The organism is Anaerosporobacter mobilis DSM 15930 (genome assembly GCF_900142955.1).
Lineage (GTDB): Bacteria > Bacillota > Clostridia > Lachnospirales > Lachnospiraceae > Anaerosporobacter > Anaerosporobacter mobilis.
On sequence record NZ_FRCP01000019.1, the window covers coordinates 57,372 to 76,594 of the forward strand.

Genomic DNA, 19,223 nt, shown 5'->3' on the forward strand with positions numbered 1-19,223 from the left:
AATTAAGATATCTTTCAGATGACAGAAAAATGCCACCAGTTCACAACTGATGGCATTTTTCTATGCTCTATATTTTCTTCGCTTAAAGACTATCGCAGCAATTATAGCCACGGTGAGAGCTACTATACATACGGATAATACGATTAGTTCATTCTTTTGACTATCTACAGTATCCATTCCTAGCTGTGTATCTCCATTAAATCCATTCGGCATACCACCACGATTTCCAAACTGTTTTGTACTTCCACTAGCATCTGCATTTCCACTTGTGTCATTGGGCATCTGTGGTGGTGTCACCTTGTTTGTGTCCGTATTTCCACTGGCATCTGCATTTCCACTTGTGTCATTGGGCATCTGTGGTGGTGTCACCTTGTTTGTGTCCGTATTTCCACTGGCATCTGCATTTCCATTCGTGTCATCTGGCATCTGCGGTGCTCCACCTTGTCCCATGGTTGATTGGTCGAAGTTTTGCATCTTTCCACCACCTATATTACCTCCGCCTTGCGTACCCATGGCTGTAAGGTTAACATTACTAGCATCAACTAGAGTACTGCTATCTGCTTCCTGTCCTGCAGTTGTTGATGGTATAGCACCACTGAGTTGTCCTTGAATACTCTTAGCACGTAAAAGACCAAATTGTTTCAAATTCTCTACACCTGTTTTGTATTCCTCAAACGTATAAAAAGCTGATACATCATTCTCAACGTAAGAAGCAATTTTAGAGTCAATATCATTGATTGTACTAGTATATAAGCCACTATCAAAGTATCCCGTGACAATTGATTGAAGAATCTGATGATATCGTTCCAGATATTCTTCCTCCTCAAACAATTTTGCTATGATTGGGCGATCCTCTAAATCAATTCCAGACACTGGTGTATCAATTGGAAAGTTAACAGCTGATGTCGCAGTTCCACTTTGAAATCCTGCGAAGGATAGATTGTAATCCCATGGTAACATTGTGATTTGTCCATCTTGTTCATAGAGGTAGTAATTATGTTGCATACTAGAGAAATAACTATCTAAATTAACTAGTATGGTATTCGCTGCAATATAGCGTAATACAGCATCAACATCAACGTATTTCTCCAAATCATTTCCTTCGTTTAGGTTCTTAATCGCTGTAATGACACGCTCATAGTCACTATCTTTGGCGTCGAATACTGCCGCATCAAAGATGGTACTATAACTATCAATATCATCATCTATATATTGAAGACTCGCAGAGGATGAGGAACCACCAACACCTCCGCCCATTTCATTGCCTCCAAACGTCTCTCTTAACTCATTAAAATCTGGCATTGCCGCCTCATCTGAATTATCACGCTGTGATGAATCTGAATTCTTGGAGGCATCTCCTGGTTCATCAGTATTTTCTTCTCTCTTCCTGTCTTGAAAATCAGTTATATCCAATCCGTCTATGCCCTTCATTCCTCCACCAATGCCCATAGTTTCTGGCTTATACAACTGTCCATAACTCGCGCCATAGTTTCGCATAGCAAAGGACTCTTCCATACCTTCGAGTGCAAGATAGAAGCCCCAATCCTCTCCATTCACTTTGATAGAGGCATAATTATAAAGCGGCGTAACAACTCCTGCATAGTTCAACAAGTCATAAGAAAGATACTCTTTCATATAGGAGGTATCTGACATAACATTATTCAGTACTAATTTATCCAGTCCATAACAATTCTGATTCTTATCATATTGGTCAAACTCGATTTTAAAACTGAAACGGTCCGTTGTATCATCAGAAACAATCTGTGATAAACTTGTATTCCCTTTTGGGCGTATTCCCACATTACTATAGGTTTGCCCGTTAATTACCACATCACAAGTTATATACTCCTCGTTACTTGCATTCTCAATCATCGAATTCCAAGAATCTTCATCTACCTGAATATCTACAGTTATAATCGTATCATGATCAAACAATTTCGTTTCATAGTCAAAAGAAACACCACTATTTTCCGTTACCAAGTCCGTATTTCCAAGATAGATCATAACTCCGGTTAATACCAAGACAACTAGTGTACAGATTATGATGATTTTATTTATGCGTTTATTCTCAATCATATTTCACCCACTTTTTATGACATATAATCGCCGTTGTAGCTTACTAACACTACATTCTCAACTCCATTTAGGTCACTAATTTTATTCACAAACTCTGTTGTCATATCCTTTAATCGTATCTCTACTGTTAATTCAATCCCATTCTTAGATACTGTTTTTGATTTCACTACATGTTTTTTAACACTGTCTTTTACTGAAGTTAAAGCTGCCTTTTCAGCAGTATCATTCACACAACTAATCACTAAGATATATGGATTATCTGTGCTTTTCTTATTAACGAATACAAGCATAGTAACGCCAATTAATATAGTACCAATTACTGCTAGTGGGATTAATCCTGCTCCAACCACGATACCAACAGATATCGACCAGAATAAAAACGAGATATCAAGTGGTTCTTTTACCGCTGTTCGGAATCGCACGATTGATAACGCACCGACCATACCAAGTGATAATACTACGTTCGACGTAATTGCTAAGATTATGAAAGTTGTAACGAGTGCCATCGCAATCAATGAAACTCCAAAAGATGCAGAATACATAACACCACTAAAGGTTTTCTTATAGATAAGAAAAATAAAAAGTCCTAATGCAAACGCAACACCCATTGCTAGTATCGTATCTACGATAGAAAAACTAGTCACCTTATCCATAAAGCTTGATTTAAAGACATCATTAAATGTTGTTGTTGATAAAAATACTGTATCCATTGTTCCTCCTTGGCCTTTGCCTACTTCATTAATTTTTATTATCCATACAAACGACATGCGACATATTTTGAAAAAGCACTTGTTCTTCTGTCCCTCATCTGAATACAATTCTCAATTATTTCAGGTAAGAAATGATCATATTTGACTTCTAGGATTGTAATATTCTCTTCATTGGCAGCAACGGTTGGAGCTTCCAAGTCAAAGAAATCTTTACTATTAATTCCTGTTCTCACCTTACTGTCAAATGTGATACGAACATTACCCGTTTGATATACAAATGGCTCCCTTGTATACTCAACAATCGTTTTAGGCCTTAACTGCTGATACTTCATCTTGGTGTAAAGTTCAAGTAATAGCCCTCGTTTACTCTCTCTCATCCATTCAATATCTCCCTGAATTATCCTTTCGCATTCTTCTTTTGTAACTGCCTCTGAGAGCTTATTACATAAGCCATATATTTTGCTTTTCTTCTCTAATTTAATATAGGAGAAATCATCGTTATAGTATCGAATGCGAAACTTCTCTCGGTTATTAACCCCATCAATCTTTTCTCTTAAGGCCTTATCTTGATAGTTATCAAAATATAAACTTCGTATCTGATACGTGCCATCCTCACCTACATTAGCATCTTGTTTAGCAACTACTTGTAATCGGTTTCTAATAGCAACATAATCTAGATAGTTAATATGATGTTTTAATTCATGACGTAATACTAAATCATTCACTGTAATCACCTCCTTGTATTTTGTTACCCACCATTATTTCACTCATAATCTAGGTTACAAAGAAAATGTGTAAACTCCATGTAAACTTTGTGAAGATTCTGTGTAAATTCTCATAAAATACCAGAAAATGCGCCATATTGTACTATCATGCTTAAAAGCCTCACAATTGCTAATAAAAAAAGCTGTCGATTGAACGTCTTCTAAGAAGACAATGATTCAATCAACAACTTTTCTTATAAACTTAATTAATATTCAATACTTCCTTTAATGACCCTTTAGATTCTAAGCTATTCTTGATTATCATCAGTTTTGCCAGCTAGATAGTTAATAAATTGCTGTGCTGTTCGACCTGACAAACCACCATGACTCATTTCCCACCTCATAGCTTCCCTGCAAAGCTCTTCATCTGACATCGTGATGGAATCATAGCGCTTGGCAAGATTCTTCACGATTTCAAAATACTCTTTCTGAGTTGGCGCAGAATAATTAATGGAAACACCAAAACGTGCAACCAACGATAATTTTTCTTGAATGGTATCGGAACGATGCAACTCATCTTGTGACATATCCGAACGATCCGACCATGTTTCACGGATAAGATGTCTACGATTTGATGTCGCATAGATTAGAACATTATCTGGTTTTGTCTCCAATCCACCTTCAATTACTGCTTTGAGATACTTATATTCAATCTCAAACTCTTCGAACGATAAATCATCCATATAGATAATAAAACGATAATTTCGATTTTTAATTTGTGCAATTATAGATGATAAATCTTGAAATTGATGCTTATATATTTCAATCATTCGCAAACCATTACTGTAGTATTCATTGAGGATTGCTTTGATGCTGGTAGATTTACCAGTTCCACTATCACCATATAACAATACATTATTGGCTTTTCTACCTTCCACAAAAGCAAGTGTATTATCAATAAGTTTTTGCTTTTGCATCTCATAACCAATCAAATCATCAAGACAAATCTCTTCTGTGTTAGTAATCGGGCAAAGCATTGTATCATCTGTTCCATGTTTTACACGAAAAGCTTTATTTAATCCAAACTTGCCTACGCCATACTCTCTATAGAAATCCGTTACTACCCTATAGATTTCCTCTTCATCCTTAGCTTGTTCTACAGCATCACTTAGCATACGAACTTTTTCACTCACATTTTTATTATATCTCTTACCATTCTTTTGAATCGATTGATAATTTAGAATTGTAGTGAAACAATTAATATTTAATTCCTCTTCCAATCTTGAAAAATCGTAATCAAATAAATTCTTAAATATACGGAAATCATTTTTGGCAAAAACATTAACAGTTCCGTTTTGACCACCCACTTTTTCGCAAGTTATACTGAATGGGTTCTCATTCGTTGCTAATAGATACGCAAGATAATTATGCCACAAGTTCTTATCAAATCCATAAACGGTTGCTACATCAAGTAAATGATTGATTTGATTATATATCTTAGTTATTGTGTCTTCTTTGCTAGAATGATTGCATTCATAATCCTGTATAATTCCAGCAAGATTGAATAAAATACTATCTTTTCCTAAGTTTCTGTAAATTACTAATTTGGCTACTTCACGAAACATGCTATCGCTTCCTTCTTATTGTGTTATGTATATGATGTCGGGGTCAAAAGTTGTTTTGACCCCTGATACCCACGGATTACTACGCACTTCGTGCTCTCGTAATCCTGGTATCATGTATATTATTTTATAGGATATAATTAAAAGATCTTATAATTATGAATAATCAAGAATATTGATTCCTTCATTGACTTACTTGGGGTTATGTAGGACAACAGTAGTAAAACAAAACTCTCGATATATAAATCAATGTAAATCAATATAAAACTACATAAACTACTTCTAAGCTGATGTACTATAACTAAAAGCCATAGCAAAGCGTAAAGAGCAAAGCATGTTCCTTGTTATCATTCAATAGCTTAGAAGCATTATAAGTTAATTGAGTTTTGCAGACACTACATTCTGTCTGGAGCTTCAATTCCTAATAATTCGATACAAGTATTGAGAATATTACATGTTAATGTAATTAATTGAATCCAAGAAGTACGAACCTTCTCATCTTCATTGGCAATAATCTTGTTCTCATGATAGAACTTATTGAATGCATTGGATAAGTCATAGATATATTGACAAACTCTATGAGGTGCATTCTCAGCAAATGCTGCTGTAATTGTATCACCGAACTTTGTTAACTCTAACATAAGAGCGGTTTCACTTTCACAAGTAGCTGGTAAAATCTCACTTACAGCAATTGTATCAACACCAGTAACTTCCTTATATTTGTTAAGGATTGATTTGATACGAACAATTGTATAGAGGATATATGGACCTGTATCGCCTTCAAATGAAGTGAAACGATCTACATCAAAGACATAATCCTTGGCAGCTTGGTTGGATAAATCACCATATTTGATTGCTGCAATACCAACTTTGTTTGCAATTGCCTTTGCTTCTTCTTCAGAGATTTCACGATTACTCATGATCTTATCATATACTGCCGTTGTTATATCTGAAATAAGATTCTCAAGACGCATTACACCGCCATCTCTTGTCTTGAATGGTTTACCATCTTTACCATTCATCGTACCGAAACCTAAGAACGTTAACTTAACATGTTCACCAATTAAGTTTGTTTTCTTTGCACAACGGAATACTTGTTCAAAGTATAATTCTTGACGTTTATCTACAACATAAGTTATTGCATCTGGATTAAATAATTCCGCACGTTCTACAATTGTAGCTAAGTCTGTTGTATTGTATAAGGTTGCACCATCAGACTTCAAAATCATACAAGGAGGAATCTCTTTCGTATCGGTTTCTTCTTTAACATCAACAACTAATGCACCTTCACTAATTCTTGCATAACCACCTTCTTTAAGGTACTTAACCATGTCTGGGATATAACCCTGTGCATCACTTTCCTTTTTCCATAAGTCAAAGGATACATTTAATTTATCATAATTTTTCTTTAAGTCTGTCACAGATACATTAAGAATGTGATTCCATAATGCAACATACCCTTTTCTACCGTTTTGTAATTCAAAGGTAGCGTTCTTTGCTTCCTCTTTGAATTCTGGGTGTTCTTTTGAATACGCATTGGCAAATGGATAGATTTCTTCTAGTTCTGTAATTGTAAATGGAGCTTCCTCTGGATACTCTCCGTCAAAACTTTCATCAAAATAAACTAACTCTGGTTGGCGTTTCTTTAATTCCGTAATGATTAATCCCATCTGAAGACCCCAGTCACCAAGATGAACGTCTCCGATTACGTTGTGTCCTACGTAACGACTAATTCTCTTAACACTTTCACCAATTACCGCTGAACGCAAATGACCAACATGAAGTGGTTTTGCTACGTTAGGTCCGCCGTAATCGATTACAATTGTCTTTGGATTTTCCGCTTTTTCAAAACCAAAGTTTTCTCCACTAGCCATATCATTAATATAAGAAGCTAGATAATTTTCACTAATTTTAATATTAATGAATCCTGGCATAACTGCAATAATCTCTTTGAACATCTCATTGTTTTCTAATTTGGCAACTACATCATTAGCAATCATAATCGGTGCCTTTTTATATTCCTTTGCCGCAGCTAATGCTCCATTACATTGATATTGACATAAATCAGGACGATTTGACAAAGACACCATTCCGTATTTTTCATCAAATTCACAAGCAACAAATGCGCTAGTAATCTCTTGCTTAATAAGATCGATTATCTTTTTCATACCTCTACCTCTTTCCTTTACAATCCAGTTATTGAGTTAAATAAAAAAATCCCTTATCTAAACGATAAGAGACGAAAATATTCCGTGGTACCACTCCAATTGACTGCCATAACAACGCAATCCACTTAACACTTTAACGCAGCTAACGTCAGACTCTTATATTCTTACTACTCGAATCTGCTTCTCCAAGGCCCTCTTCTTTGCTTTGCACTTATAGGACTTACACCAGTCTCCTACTCGCTGAAAGTACATAAAACAAATACTCTTCTTTTCACGGAATTTAACTTATTATAATCAATGTAACTTTTGTTACTTTTTTCTCATTATAAAAGCTAACGTTTCAATTGTCAACACCTTATTCTTTGCTGATCTATGAAACGTTAGCATACTATTTCGTCTACTATTAACCAAACAATCGTTTTTATCTCTCGTAGCGAACTGGAATAATAACAGCTGCTGCGATATAAGCAATTATACCAGCTCCAAAAAATCCGAAGATAACCCACAACAAACGTACTACAGTAGGATCAATATTGATATAATCTGCAATTCCTGCACACACTCCACAAAGCATTTTATTAGTTGATGAACGATATAATCTTTTTTGTTCCATAATTCATTCCTCCATGTTTTAATATTTTTTTATTATTTCTTGTTTATTATTTATTAATATTATCTGTTTATATACTTATATCTACATTTTTATTAGAAGTTAAGTGTTTTCTTCTAAATAGTATACACTTATTCATTACTAACTTCAACACTTCCCACACCACATTCGATATCAAACTCATATTCTGCATCATTACCATATCTGTTACTATCACTTGTGAAAGAGTAATTGTCTCCATTGATATTAATATTACCTAAACCACAACTCAAACCAAAATCATAGCGACTCTCAGGCTCATTTAATTTAATTGAGATATGACCCATACCACAATTAGCACTACTATTACCTCTAATATCGCCTTTTATGTCAATTTCTCCAACACCACAATCCAGAGAAACGTCTTTTGCAGTCAAATCTTTGATAGCAATTTTGCCTGCTCCTACTTCGAGACTACTTTCCTTATTCACTACTAATTTATTCGCAACTAATTCGCCTGCTCCTATCTCAAAATCAACTGTGTCCGTTTCCATATCACATAACTCTGCTCTACCAGCACCTATTGTAATTTCTAGGTTCTCTGGTTCAAAACTATCTGGAATATAGATGGTAACCTGGTATTTCGCATCAGTAATATCATTATTGAAGAATGGGACAACATGACCAAAGATCCTAAAACCATCATTTTCATCATCTTTAATTGTCCAAACATTGTTATCTACAAAACTGTTAAAGGTTTTCTTATTCATGTTCTTGGCATCAATTGCGAATGTATTACCACGTTTGATTTTCACATTAGCAATATTTAAATCAATCTTTATTGACGTAATTTCTTCGTTATACTCACTGTTAAAATCTAGTACATAATCTTTTCTATTGGAACCATTAATACCAACTCCACTCACTAAAGCAATACACACTAATACAACTCCTAAAACGATAGCTATTCCACTTATTCTTAAACAGTTCTTCGTGAAAAGACTCATGCCATCACCCTCCTTCTAAATGGTAGTCTGCAGATATTTATGATTCCCCTGAACATCATAGGGATTAAAATCGCACAGTATCTTGTTACGATTGCAAACAACAAGCCGATACCGATTAGCAATAGTCCTACACCGCTCGTCAAAAATGCTACCATTGGCAAAGTGAAGATTTGTACAATACCTGCTACTAAAGTTATCACGCCGCCTAACAATAATCCAAAGCTTGTTGCGCCAAATGCAACTACCAAAGAAAATACTACAGCGACAATTGATATAAATATTGCAAAACCAGAAGCGATTAAGGGGATACCCACTGGAATGAATAAGATTGCTCCAATGATTAATAACACTTTAGGAATACTTGAGTATTCATATACATATGTTGGTTCCTTTTCTTGTTGCCTATTCGCATATTCTGTATTTTGTCCTGCCGAATAACCACTCTTTGTAGAACCGTTTTCTGTAGATCCATTTTCTGTAGATTCATTATCTATATATCCATATGTCCCATTCGTTTGGCTTGCATTCTTGGAATTTGGTGTCTCAACTTTTACAACTGCATCCACATTCGTCTTATCGAAAGCAGGGTTTCGATACCCTCTCTCAGTAAATTCACCACTATCCACCGTTGAGTCACTTCGTAAATCTTCTTGTATAATAGCAGCAACTCGTTCTGGTGAACCTAGCTTTTTAACCACTTGGTCCTCATTCTCTATACCAGCATCTTCAAAATAATCTTCATAATACTGAATCGCTTCTTGTCTATCTGCAACTGGTATGTTTTGAAGAAGATTTTCTAATTCATGTAAAAACTCCTGCCTACTCATCTACTCTACCCCCACAAAAATGTTACTTATATTTTTTGAATACTTTTTCCACTCATTACAATACATGCGAAGTTGCGCCATTCCTTCATTGGTTACTTTGTAGTATCTACGGTTTCTACCGCCAAATTCCATATCATATACTTCCAAACAATTATCCTTCAATAATCTTCTAAGTACAGGATACAATGTAGATTCCGAAATATCAATCGCTTGTTGAACGTCTTGTGTTATTTTGTATCCATATGTGCCGTTCTCGTCTTTTGATACAACCGCTAGAACAATTGCATCTAATAACGCAGCACCTGTATTAAATACCATAGCTAAACCTCCTTATAATCACTTATATGAAACATACACTATCTTAAACATATATTATATTCTTAAATATATTGTTTTTTCTCATATATTGTTTTGATACTAATACTATACGTCGTATAATATTATGTGTCAACAAAATATTACGTATTTTATAAAGTCATTACATTTGTCATATTGGTGTGACAAATGCCATGCCATATACGCAAAAATGCTGCTACAAAACATTTAAGTTAATTAAATAGTTTTGCAACAGCATTCCGTATTATATTATAACGTATGAATAAATCTCATAAACGCTTCTTTACCTGCCACGTCACGTTTATATACACCAGCATGCTCTAATACTTTAGCGAACACAAGTCCAATTTCTTGTTGAAGAATCTCATGTATAGTATCTTCCTTCATATCTGGGTGTTTATTAACAACTTCTGCTGCCCAATCAGCATGAACCCTTAATGTTTCATCCTTAGTAAGATCTTCTTTCGCAAGTATGGCAGCTTCTAACTGCTCCATCTCTGTCTTAAGTCTTGCTGGTAATACTGCAAGACCCATCACTTCAATAAGTCCGATATTCTCTTTCTTAATATGGTGAAGTTCCGCATGTGGATGGTATACGCCAAGTGGGTGTTCTTCTGTCGTGATATTATTACGGAGTACTAAGTCGAGCTCGAATACCTCACCATTCTTTCTTGCAATTGGAGTGATCGTATTGTGTGGTTCTCCATCTGTTTCTGCAAAAATGAAAGCTTCTTCATCTGTGTAGCCTCTCCAAGCTGTTAGAATATGATCACCTAGCGTAACAAGACGAGTTTCGTCCTTACAACGTAGACGAATAACTGACATAGGCCATTTAACAATCCCCATTTCTACATCTTCAAAGCCTTTAATAACGAAGGAATCTTCTATAGGAGCATCTGCCATTGCGAATTGATAATGTCCACCTTGGAAATGATCATGACTTAAGATAGAACCTCCTACAATGGGAAGATCTGCATTAGAACCAACAAAATAGTGAGGAAATTGTTTAACAAAGTCAAATAATTTTACATATGTATTCTTTTCAATCTTCATTGGAGTATGCTCTCCATTGAATACAATACAATGCTCATTGTAATATACATATGGTGAGTACTGGAATCCCCACTTTTGGTCATTGATCTCAATCGGTATTATTCTGTGATTTTGACGTGCCGGATGATTTACTCTACCTGCATACCCTTCATTCTCAACACAAAGAAGGCATTTTGGATAACCGCTTTGCTTTACAAGCTTCGCGGCTGCAATCGCTTTGGGATCCTTCTCCGGTTTTGATAGGTTAATTGTAATATCAAGCTTACCGTATTCTGTCTTAGTAACCCATTTCACATCCTTTTCAATACGGTATCTTCTTATATAATCAGAATCTTGGCTTAATTTATAATAATAATTCGTTGCCGTTTCTGGTGATTCTTTATATTTCTCCCAGAAGGTATGAATAACTTCAGAAGGTCTAGGCATCAACTTACTCATGATTTTCGTATCGAATAAATCACGATAAACGACACTGTTTTCCTTCATAATATCATGTGCAACCGCATAATCAAGCATTTCTCTTAATGTTTCTTCCAAAGAAAAAGGTACCTCAGAAGTTTCATCTTTATCATCTAACTCGCTAAGTTCGAATAATTCCAACAAGGTATTCGTTGTGAATACCCTGTCTTCTTCCTTAATTAATTCATTGTCCAAAGCATACTGAACAAGTTGTCTAATGTTATTACTAATCATCTATTTACCTCCAAAGCCATTTGGATGCGTGCTATGCCATTTCCATGCAGATTCAATAATTTCCCCTAGGTCAGCATGTTCTGGTTTCCAACCAAGTACTGTTCTAGCTTTATCACTTGATGCGATTAATTGTGCAGGATCTCCTGCTCTTCTTGGAGAAACAACAGCTTTAATCTCATGTCCAGTTACTTTTCTAGCTGAATCAATTACTTCTTTAACCGTGAAGCCTACACCATTACCAAGATTGAAGATATTGCTTTCTCCACCTTCTGCAAGGTATTTTACTGCAAGAATATGTGCCTGTGCTAAATCTGTTACATGAATGTAATCTCTTACACATGTACCATCTTTTGTATCATAATCTTCACCAAAGATTGCGATTGATTCTCTTTGTCCATTAGGAACTTGTAGAATTAATGGGATAAGATGACTCTCTGGGTTATGTGCTTCACCAATTTTACCACTTTCATGAGCACCACATGCGTTAAAGTAACGTAATGATACATAACGAAGATTATGTGCTTTTGAAGTCCACTTGAACATCTTCTCCATAGATAATTTTGTTTCACCATATGTGTTAGTTGGCTCTGTCTTATCTGATTCTAAAATCGGAACTCTCTCTGGTTCACCATAAGTAGCTGCTGTAGAAGAGAACACGATTTTGTCAATTCCATGAGCAACCATTGCCTCTAATAAAACTTTTGTTCCACATAAGTTATTATCATAATACTTAAGTGGGTCAACCATACTTTCGCCAACCAAAGAGTTAGCAGCAAAATGGATAACTGCATCTATCTTTTCTTTAGCAAAAACACGATCTAAAAAAGCACGATCTCTGATATCACCTTTATAGAAACGAGCCTTTTCATGAACTGCTTCTATATGTCCTGTTTCTAAATTATCAATAATAACAACATCTTCACCTCTGTCAATTAACTCATAAACAGTGTGTGATCCAATGTAACCTGCTCCACCTAAAACTAAAATTGTCATACTGCTACTCCTTTCTTAAAACCATACCTATTTTCAATTTTCTTTGTTAAAATACCTTGAATAGTGATCATTTATTCGAAACTATTAAAAGTTATCCCTTATTATAGTATACACGGTCCGTTTCCAATTTCAACCACATAAAAATCAGCTTTATATCCTATCTTTTGTAGATAAACTTCACCCACATTCTTAATGAAAGAATCGATTGCTTCTTCCTTTACAATACTTACTGTACAACCACCAAAGCCTGCTCCCGTCATTCTAGAACCAATAACTCCTTCTTGTTCTAGGGATGTTGCTACTAATGTATCCAATTCAATACCTGTAACTTCATAATCATCACGTAGTGATACATGTGATTCATTCATTAATTTGCCAAAGGTTGCAATGTCATTTGCTTTCAAAGCATTCACCGCTTGAATTGTTCTTTGATTCTCATAAACAGCATGTTTCGCACGTTTTCTTCTAACATCATCTTTAATTGCATCTTTGTATTGCTCAAATTGTTCTTCTGAAAGGTCACCTAATGTATTAATTGCTACAACCTTCTTTAATTCTTCAAGGGCTGTTTCACATTCTGTTCTTCTTTCATTATACTTAGAATCACCTAAACCACGTTTCTTATTACTGCAAGCAATTACTATCTTAGCACCTTCTAGTTGTATAGGAGCATATTCATATTCAAGATTACTTGTATCAAGAAATATTGCATGGTCCTTCTTGCCCATAGCAATAGCAAACTGATCCATTATACCACAATTCACACCATTGAACTTGTTCTCTGCGAATTGACTAATTAATGCTATATCTACGAAAGATGTATTAAATCCAAAGGTTTGACTTAAAATGTAACCGGTTACAACTTCAATAGATGCAGATGAAGATAAACCTGAGCTATTCGGGATATTACCAAAATATAAGATATCTAATCCCGCATTAAGCTTCATTCCTTTTTCAGCAAACGCCCAAACAACACCTTTTGGATAATTAGCCCAATCATCTTCTTTTGCATAGGATAGATCATCAAGTGATACCGTGATAACTCCCAATTCATCAAAATTAACAGAGTATAATCGTAAACTACGATTTGTATTCTTTCTAGCGATGGCATAAGTTCCAATTGTTAAAGCACATGGGAAAACATGGCCTCCATTGTAATCAGTATGTTCTCCAATAAGATTCACTCTTCCTGGCGCAAAGTATGGAGTGATTTGCCCTCCCGACCCAAAAACTGCAATAAACTTTGCCAATAATTCTTCCTTGATCTTTTGCATAACTTATCTCCTTTCATTTTAAAACACAAAAATGCCAAATAAATAATTTACTTTAATACAGTTTTTATGTTTTAAAACATATTTTTTGTTCTTAATTGTATTTTACCTCAAATAACTATTGATGTAAATATGTTTATTCCGTTTATTTGTAGATTTTCATTACGATATCTTGTTCATAATCACCAAAACCATTCCCAAATAAATTCATACCACCTCTATGAATTGCATGATCTTTGACACCAAGTCGAACCGAGATGTATTCACGTTCTGATAGTCCAAACTCCTGAATGGTTTTTCCTGAGAATTTTTCATTATCTAGATAAATCCCCTCCGTAGTTATTGCCCATGTTTTTAGCATACCATATTGTGTATTCTTATCTGGCCACCATTCTGGATTTAATCTTCCTCTGCGTCCACCAAAATCACTAGGACACTCCCATGTAGCTGCTTCAATACCATTTACCCACAAGGTAATATCAGAAGGATATTCCATGTTATAATCATGATCTTCTGAGCACAATTCTGCTGAGATTTCAATTCTACTTGGTTCCCCTGATTTGATACTATTGTTAGGGAATCTATATTCTACATATCCATCTCCTAACCACAATAATTTGGCATGCATACGCTCTGGATTATAGAAACATCTTGGCTCATCCTCATCATCAATTGGTCCTTTCAGGCTAACAATTCCACAGGTTGGGGTTACCCTATAATCAACATAATTACCAATTGGCATCTCTATCGTCTCAATCTGCTGATGACCTTTCTCTTTTGTATGCAAACTTATGGAAGCACATTCTATTTGCAATGAGCATAATTTCATAGAGCCACGTATTCCTGGTAACAATGTTGTACGAACAATTCCAGCCTCTTCTAGAACACGAATGTGCGCCGCAGCAGAAGATGGGGCTAATTCAAGTCTTTCAGCAATCTCATTAATATTGTATTCTTGTCTATATAATAACTTAATAATATCAATACGTACTTCTGACGCCAACGCTTTCCCAACAGCAGCTAATTGCTTTCCAGCATCAAGATCTAAATCAATTGATTTTAGCATAATAACAAACAGGCTCCTTTATGACAGATTTTTTGTTGTAATCAGTATACCATAGGTAATACTTACCTGACAATAGGTTAGTATCCATAGTCATTCCTGCATTATAACGTCAATAGGACATTTTTCTACATCTATACTTTGAATCCTATTACTTCCTATGGTATAATTAAATTGATAACTATTTGTAATAATATCACTCACAAAGGAGGATGGTTATGGATATTACAGCACTTTCAAGTGGTTTAAGTCAAGCTAACCTCATGTCACAAGTTAGCGCATCCGTTTTAAAATTATCAATGGATACCGTAGAACAATCAATGGATAACATGATTAAGATGATGGAGACTTCCGTTAATCCTAATCTTGGTGGAACAATCGATATCTCTATTTAGTAATTTATTTGATTTGTTTTCTACGCATAAGAGGTTGTTGCAAAGCGATTTATTTTCACTTTGCAACAACCTCTTTATTCAACCTAACATAAATACCCGTTTACTTTTGTCCGTAGTAAGCATTTGCACCGTGTTTACGTAAAAAATGTTTATCCATTAGTGGTTTTGGTATTGGAGTAACATCAGGACGAATCATTTCTGTATAATGTGCCATCTTTGCAACTTCTTCTAATACAACTGCATTATATACTGCTCCTGCTGCATCTTTCCCCCACGTGAATGGTCCATGGTTCGTACATAATACGCCTGGAACATACATTGGATTTTTATCTACAAACGCTTCTATAATTACTTTTCCTGTATTCTTCTCATACGCTTCTTCGATTTCTTCTGGTGTAAGGCTTCTCGCACAAGGGATTTCACCATAGAAGTAGTCTGCATGTGTTGTTCCATAGCTTGGTATACTTCTTCCAGCCTGTGCCCATACGGTCGCCCATGGTGAATGTGTATGTACAACTCCACCTATTTCAGGAAATGCTTTATATAATTCAAGATGAGTGGCCGTATCCGTTGACGGATTATATCTTCCTTCCACACGATTCCCATCTAGATCCATCACAACCATATCTTCTGGTTTTAAATCCTCATAATTCACACCACTTGGTTTGATGACAAATACTCCTTTCTCACGGTCAATCTCACTCACATTACCCCACGTGTAAGTTACAAGATTTCTTTTTGGTAATTCCATATTTGCCTCATACACTTTTTGTTTTAATTCCTCTAACATATTCTACTTCCTTTCTACCTATTTTTATGTTAACTTTCTCGTTTCATACAAGAATCACGAATTATTAATTCCGGTTTCAAAAGTCGCTCAACTTTACTATCTTCCTCGCTAACCCCTGCTATCTTCTCTAGCAGTAATTTTGCTGCTAATTCACCAAAGCGTTCTTTAGGATGAGCAATTGTTGTTAATTTAACCGAAGCTGTTTCTGCTAAGATTGAATTATCGTAACCAGTTATTGATACATCTTCTGGAACACGAATTCCTGATTTATTCAAATACTGCATTAATTTATATGCAATTTGATCATTATAGCATTGTATCGAATCAAATTTGATTCCTGATTGTACTATCTGTTTCATCCCAACCAAAGGCTTATTCTCACGGTCTTCTGTTTGAAACCATATAACCTTATCCGGATCATAAGGAATTAAAGCCTCTTGTAATGCTTTAACATAACCTTTGTGTCTGGCTTTTCCTTGATAATCATCAACCTTGAAGATTCCAATAATATCTTTGTGCCCTAATTCAATTAAGTGTTTAGCTAGGAGATATCCTCCCTCCACATCATCCATCAAGATATGTGGTTTATTCATAAATTGAGGATATATCCCTTGTACAAAAACATAAGGGATTTCTAAATCATCTAACATACGATATAGATTATAATGCTTACAATAAACTTCACTTCTACTTGGTTCAATAATTAAACCATCTACATTCTTAGTCAAGATGTCTTCCAAACTCTTAGCTTCCATCTTCTGTAAGTTCCCAGTATTCTTAAGAATAATACTATATCCCTCTTTCGTTAACACAGAATCGATTCCCTGAATTAATCTTGGAAATATGTAATCACTAATATATGTTGTTATGACTGCTATATTATTAGACTTCGTATTCTGTTTTATACGACCCATGCAAAACGTCCCTCTACCATGTTCTGCTACAACAAAACCTTCATTCTCAAGTATCGATAACGCTTTTCTTACCGTATGCCTACTTACAGCATAGTTAGCGGAAAGTTCATTCTCCGAAGGTATCCTTTCACCTGGCTTAATTACTCCACTTAATATATTCTTTTTTAGATCTTCCATTAGAGTATAATACTTTGCTCTTCCCTTTGCATCAGCCAAACAAATTCCTCCTTTTAATTTGGTTACATCAACTTGTATAGTATTATTCTATAACTTGTACGTACATATTTACAAGTTGTTTTTATGAAAAGACTGTAACAAAAAAGCTGTTGCAAAAAGATACAGAACATCTATTTTGCAACAGCAACTATTTTTAACTCGATAGTGAAATAATCAGGTCAGATTATTTCGCATGCTGATCTAACCAAGTAAGAATATCCTTATAAACCATTTGTCTATCTGTCTCATTCAAGATTTCATGACGGTCATTCTCAAATAGACGAATTGATATGTCCTTAATACCTGTTCTCTTATAGACATTATAGACATGCTCAACTCCTTTTCCATAATTTCCAACGGGGTCATCCTTACCAGCGACGATATAGATAGGAAGATTTTTAGGAATCTTATCAATGTTTGTTTGTCTCTGAATGAATCCTAGTGTTTCTAAAATCATCTGATATCCATTCAACGTAAATAAAAAAGAACAACCAGGTTCATTACAGTACCACTTACGAATCTCTTCATCTTTCGTAAGCCACTCTTTCCCCATACTGTTATCACTAAAGCGCTTATTATATGTTCCAAACATTACTTTTTCTATAAACTTACTACGATGCTTATCACCGTATATAAGCTTCCATATCTTAATAACCAATTTCCCAGCAAATAATGTTAACTTAGGTTGGCTACCAGTTCCCATTATAATAGCAGCAGCCAACTCCTTGCCATAGGTCATAAGGTAACGTCTTTCAATAAAGGATCCCATACTATGACCTAATAAGATAAGTTTTGTACCTGGAAAAGTTTCTTTTGCTTTGCAAGTTACTCGGTACACATCTTCTACTACTGTTTTACTCGCTTCTTTCTCTACAAAATATCCCCATTTCTCCTGGTTACTAACAGTACTACCATGTCCAAGATGATCATGTCCGACAACTGCATACCCATTCTGCACGAGATATGTAGCAAACTCATCATATCGTTCAATAAACTCAATCATTCCATGGGATATCTGCAGAACAGCTTTAACCTTATTATTATCCTGTGGTTTCCATATTACAACGTTCAATTTATGAATCCCATCTTTTGAAGGAACTCTAGCATATAGTTTTTCAACTGATGACAATTTAACATCCACCTTTCTATTCCATTACAATTCACTTGACAAAAGCAAATCTCTATTTTTATTATAGCATTCCCTTTTTCTCATTATAAAAACATAGTACCTTACTCCACAATTGAAAATACGAAAGTGCTATATAATATAGAATATCAGATTCCTAGAAAATACGGAAGCTTATACTATGAGATATTTAAATTAATAGCTATGTCACAACTTACTGTTAGTACATTAATTTAAATAAGCAGTGATTTGCTCTGCTCATTCTATCTTTATATATTATACTTTACATAAGAAACACATCCATATTTATCACAGTTTAAGAATCCCATTTTCTCATAAAATGCTTTCGTTTTAGGTTCCTTATCCGTTAACAAAACTTTTTGATATACATCCTTATATTAATTCTACAATACATTATTACATTTTTCCATGTTAAATTCACAGATAAATTATTAGAGTTGAAATCGTCCACTTGCTAAAGAAAACCTCCTACAATCTATATATATCAAAAAAACAACCAATACATATTCTACACATCGTGCAATAAATATTGGTTGTTATCTACACTTCGAAATCTTCAAGTGTGAAGTTAGAGTTATTGATTCGGGTGTCAAAAGCCTCTCGTAAAACTTGCCTCCATCCATTTGCACATATAGCACTTGTCTTATGT

At 34.9% G+C, this 19,223-nt stretch carries 17 protein-coding genes and 1 other annotated feature; of the genes, 1 reads left to right on the plus strand and 16 read right to left on the minus strand.

Going from position 1 to position 19,223, the window contains the following annotated elements:
• Window positions 1-60: 60 nt before the first annotated feature.
• The 13 genes from BUB90_RS17670 to BUB90_RS17730 all read right to left on the minus strand — a co-directional run bounded on the left by BUB90_RS17670 (window position 61) and on the right by BUB90_RS17730 (window position 15,115).
• Complete coding sequence (locus BUB90_RS17670) at window positions 61-2,076, minus strand: CotH kinase family protein (protein WP_073289791.1); 2,016 nt, start codon at window positions 2,074-2,076, stop codon at window positions 61-63.
• A 14-nt stretch (window positions 2,077-2,090) separates the two neighbouring features.
• A complete protein-coding gene (locus tag BUB90_RS17675) occupies window positions 2,091-2,786 on the minus strand; it encodes a DUF4956 domain-containing protein (RefSeq protein WP_073289793.1) in 696 nt (231 codons plus the stop codon).
• Between the two features lie 38 nt (window positions 2,787-2,824).
• Window positions 2,825-3,511, minus strand: a complete 687-nt coding sequence (locus BUB90_RS17680; protein WP_073289795.1) for a polyphosphate polymerase domain-containing protein — start codon at window positions 3,509-3,511, stop codon at window positions 2,825-2,827.
• Window positions 3,512-3,798: 287 nt separating this feature from the next.
• Window positions 3,799-5,115, minus strand: coding sequence for an ATP-binding protein (locus BUB90_RS17685; RefSeq protein WP_073289797.1), 1,317 nt, complete (start codon window positions 5,113-5,115; stop codon window positions 3,799-3,801).
• 392 nt (window positions 5,116-5,507) lie between these two features.
• Window positions 5,508-7,280: an arginine--tRNA ligase gene (gene argS / locus BUB90_RS17690; protein ID WP_073289799.1), complete on the minus strand. Its 1,773-nt coding sequence runs from the start codon at window positions 7,278-7,280 to the stop codon at window positions 5,508-5,510.
• A gap of 64 nt (window positions 7,281-7,344) precedes the next feature.
• Window positions 7,345-7,564: a binding site (T-box leader), on the minus strand.
• Window positions 7,565-7,701: 137 nt separating this feature from the next.
• Entirely contained in the window at window positions 7,702-7,893 is a 192-nt protein-coding gene (locus tag BUB90_RS17695; protein WP_073289801.1) for a PspC domain-containing protein, read from the minus strand.
• A 128-nt stretch (window positions 7,894-8,021) separates the two neighbouring features.
• The gene (locus BUB90_RS17700) at window positions 8,022-8,876 is read right to left on the minus strand and encodes a DUF4097 family beta strand repeat-containing protein (RefSeq protein ID WP_073289803.1); all 855 of its coding nucleotides are present in this window, start codon (window positions 8,874-8,876) and stop codon (window positions 8,022-8,024) included.
• Window positions 8,873-9,703, minus strand: a complete 831-nt coding sequence (locus tag BUB90_RS17705; RefSeq protein ID WP_073289806.1) for a DUF1700 domain-containing protein — start codon at window positions 9,701-9,703, stop codon at window positions 8,873-8,875. The genes BUB90_RS17700 and BUB90_RS17705 overlap by 4 nt, the downstream gene beginning before the upstream one ends.
• Window positions 9,704-10,021, minus strand: a complete 318-nt coding sequence (locus tag BUB90_RS17710) for a PadR family transcriptional regulator (protein WP_073289808.1) — start codon at window positions 10,019-10,021, stop codon at window positions 9,704-9,706.
• 267 nt (window positions 10,022-10,288) lie between these two features.
• Window positions 10,289-11,785, minus strand: a complete 1,497-nt coding sequence (galT, locus tag BUB90_RS17715) for a UDP-glucose--hexose-1-phosphate uridylyltransferase (protein ID WP_073289810.1) — start codon at window positions 11,783-11,785, stop codon at window positions 10,289-10,291.
• Window positions 11,786-12,778, minus strand: a complete 993-nt coding sequence (galE, locus tag BUB90_RS17720; RefSeq protein ID WP_073289813.1) for a UDP-glucose 4-epimerase GalE — start codon at window positions 12,776-12,778, stop codon at window positions 11,786-11,788. It lies immediately after the preceding gene.
• 101 nt (window positions 12,779-12,879) lie between these two features.
• On the minus strand, window positions 12,880-14,043 hold the full coding sequence (locus BUB90_RS17725; protein ID WP_139241801.1) for a galactokinase: 1,164 nt from the start codon (window positions 14,041-14,043) through the stop codon (window positions 12,880-12,882).
• 151 nt (window positions 14,044-14,194) lie between these two features.
• Window positions 14,195-15,115: an ArsR/SmtB family transcription factor gene (locus tag BUB90_RS17730; RefSeq protein ID WP_073289818.1), complete on the minus strand. Its 921-nt coding sequence runs from the start codon at window positions 15,113-15,115 to the stop codon at window positions 14,195-14,197.
• A gap of 215 nt (window positions 15,116-15,330) precedes the next feature.
• On the opposite strand from BUB90_RS17730, the gene BUB90_RS17735 reads away from it, so the two are divergent.
• Complete coding sequence (locus BUB90_RS17735; protein ID WP_073289820.1) at window positions 15,331-15,507, plus strand: YjfB family protein; 177 nt, start codon at window positions 15,331-15,333, stop codon at window positions 15,505-15,507.
• Window positions 15,508-15,607: 100 nt separating this feature from the next.
• On the opposite strand, the gene BUB90_RS17740 is transcribed toward BUB90_RS17735, so the two are convergent.
• The 3 genes from BUB90_RS17740 to BUB90_RS17750 all read right to left on the minus strand — a co-directional run bounded on the left by BUB90_RS17740 (window position 15,608) and on the right by BUB90_RS17750 (window position 18,556).
• Window positions 15,608-16,297 carry an L-ribulose-5-phosphate 4-epimerase gene (locus BUB90_RS17740; protein ID WP_073289822.1) on the minus strand — a complete coding sequence of 230 codons (690 nt, stop codon included), beginning with the start codon at window positions 16,295-16,297 and terminating at the stop codon, window positions 15,608-15,610.
• Window positions 16,298-16,326: 29 nt separating this feature from the next.
• A complete protein-coding gene (locus BUB90_RS17745) occupies window positions 16,327-17,427 on the minus strand; it encodes a GntR family transcriptional regulator (protein WP_242952569.1) in 1,101 nt (366 codons plus the stop codon).
• Window positions 17,428-17,611: 184 nt separating this feature from the next.
• A complete protein-coding gene (locus tag BUB90_RS17750) occupies window positions 17,612-18,556 on the minus strand; it encodes an alpha/beta fold hydrolase (RefSeq protein ID WP_073289825.1) in 945 nt (314 codons plus the stop codon).
• Between the last annotated feature and the right edge of the window lie 667 nt (window positions 18,557-19,223).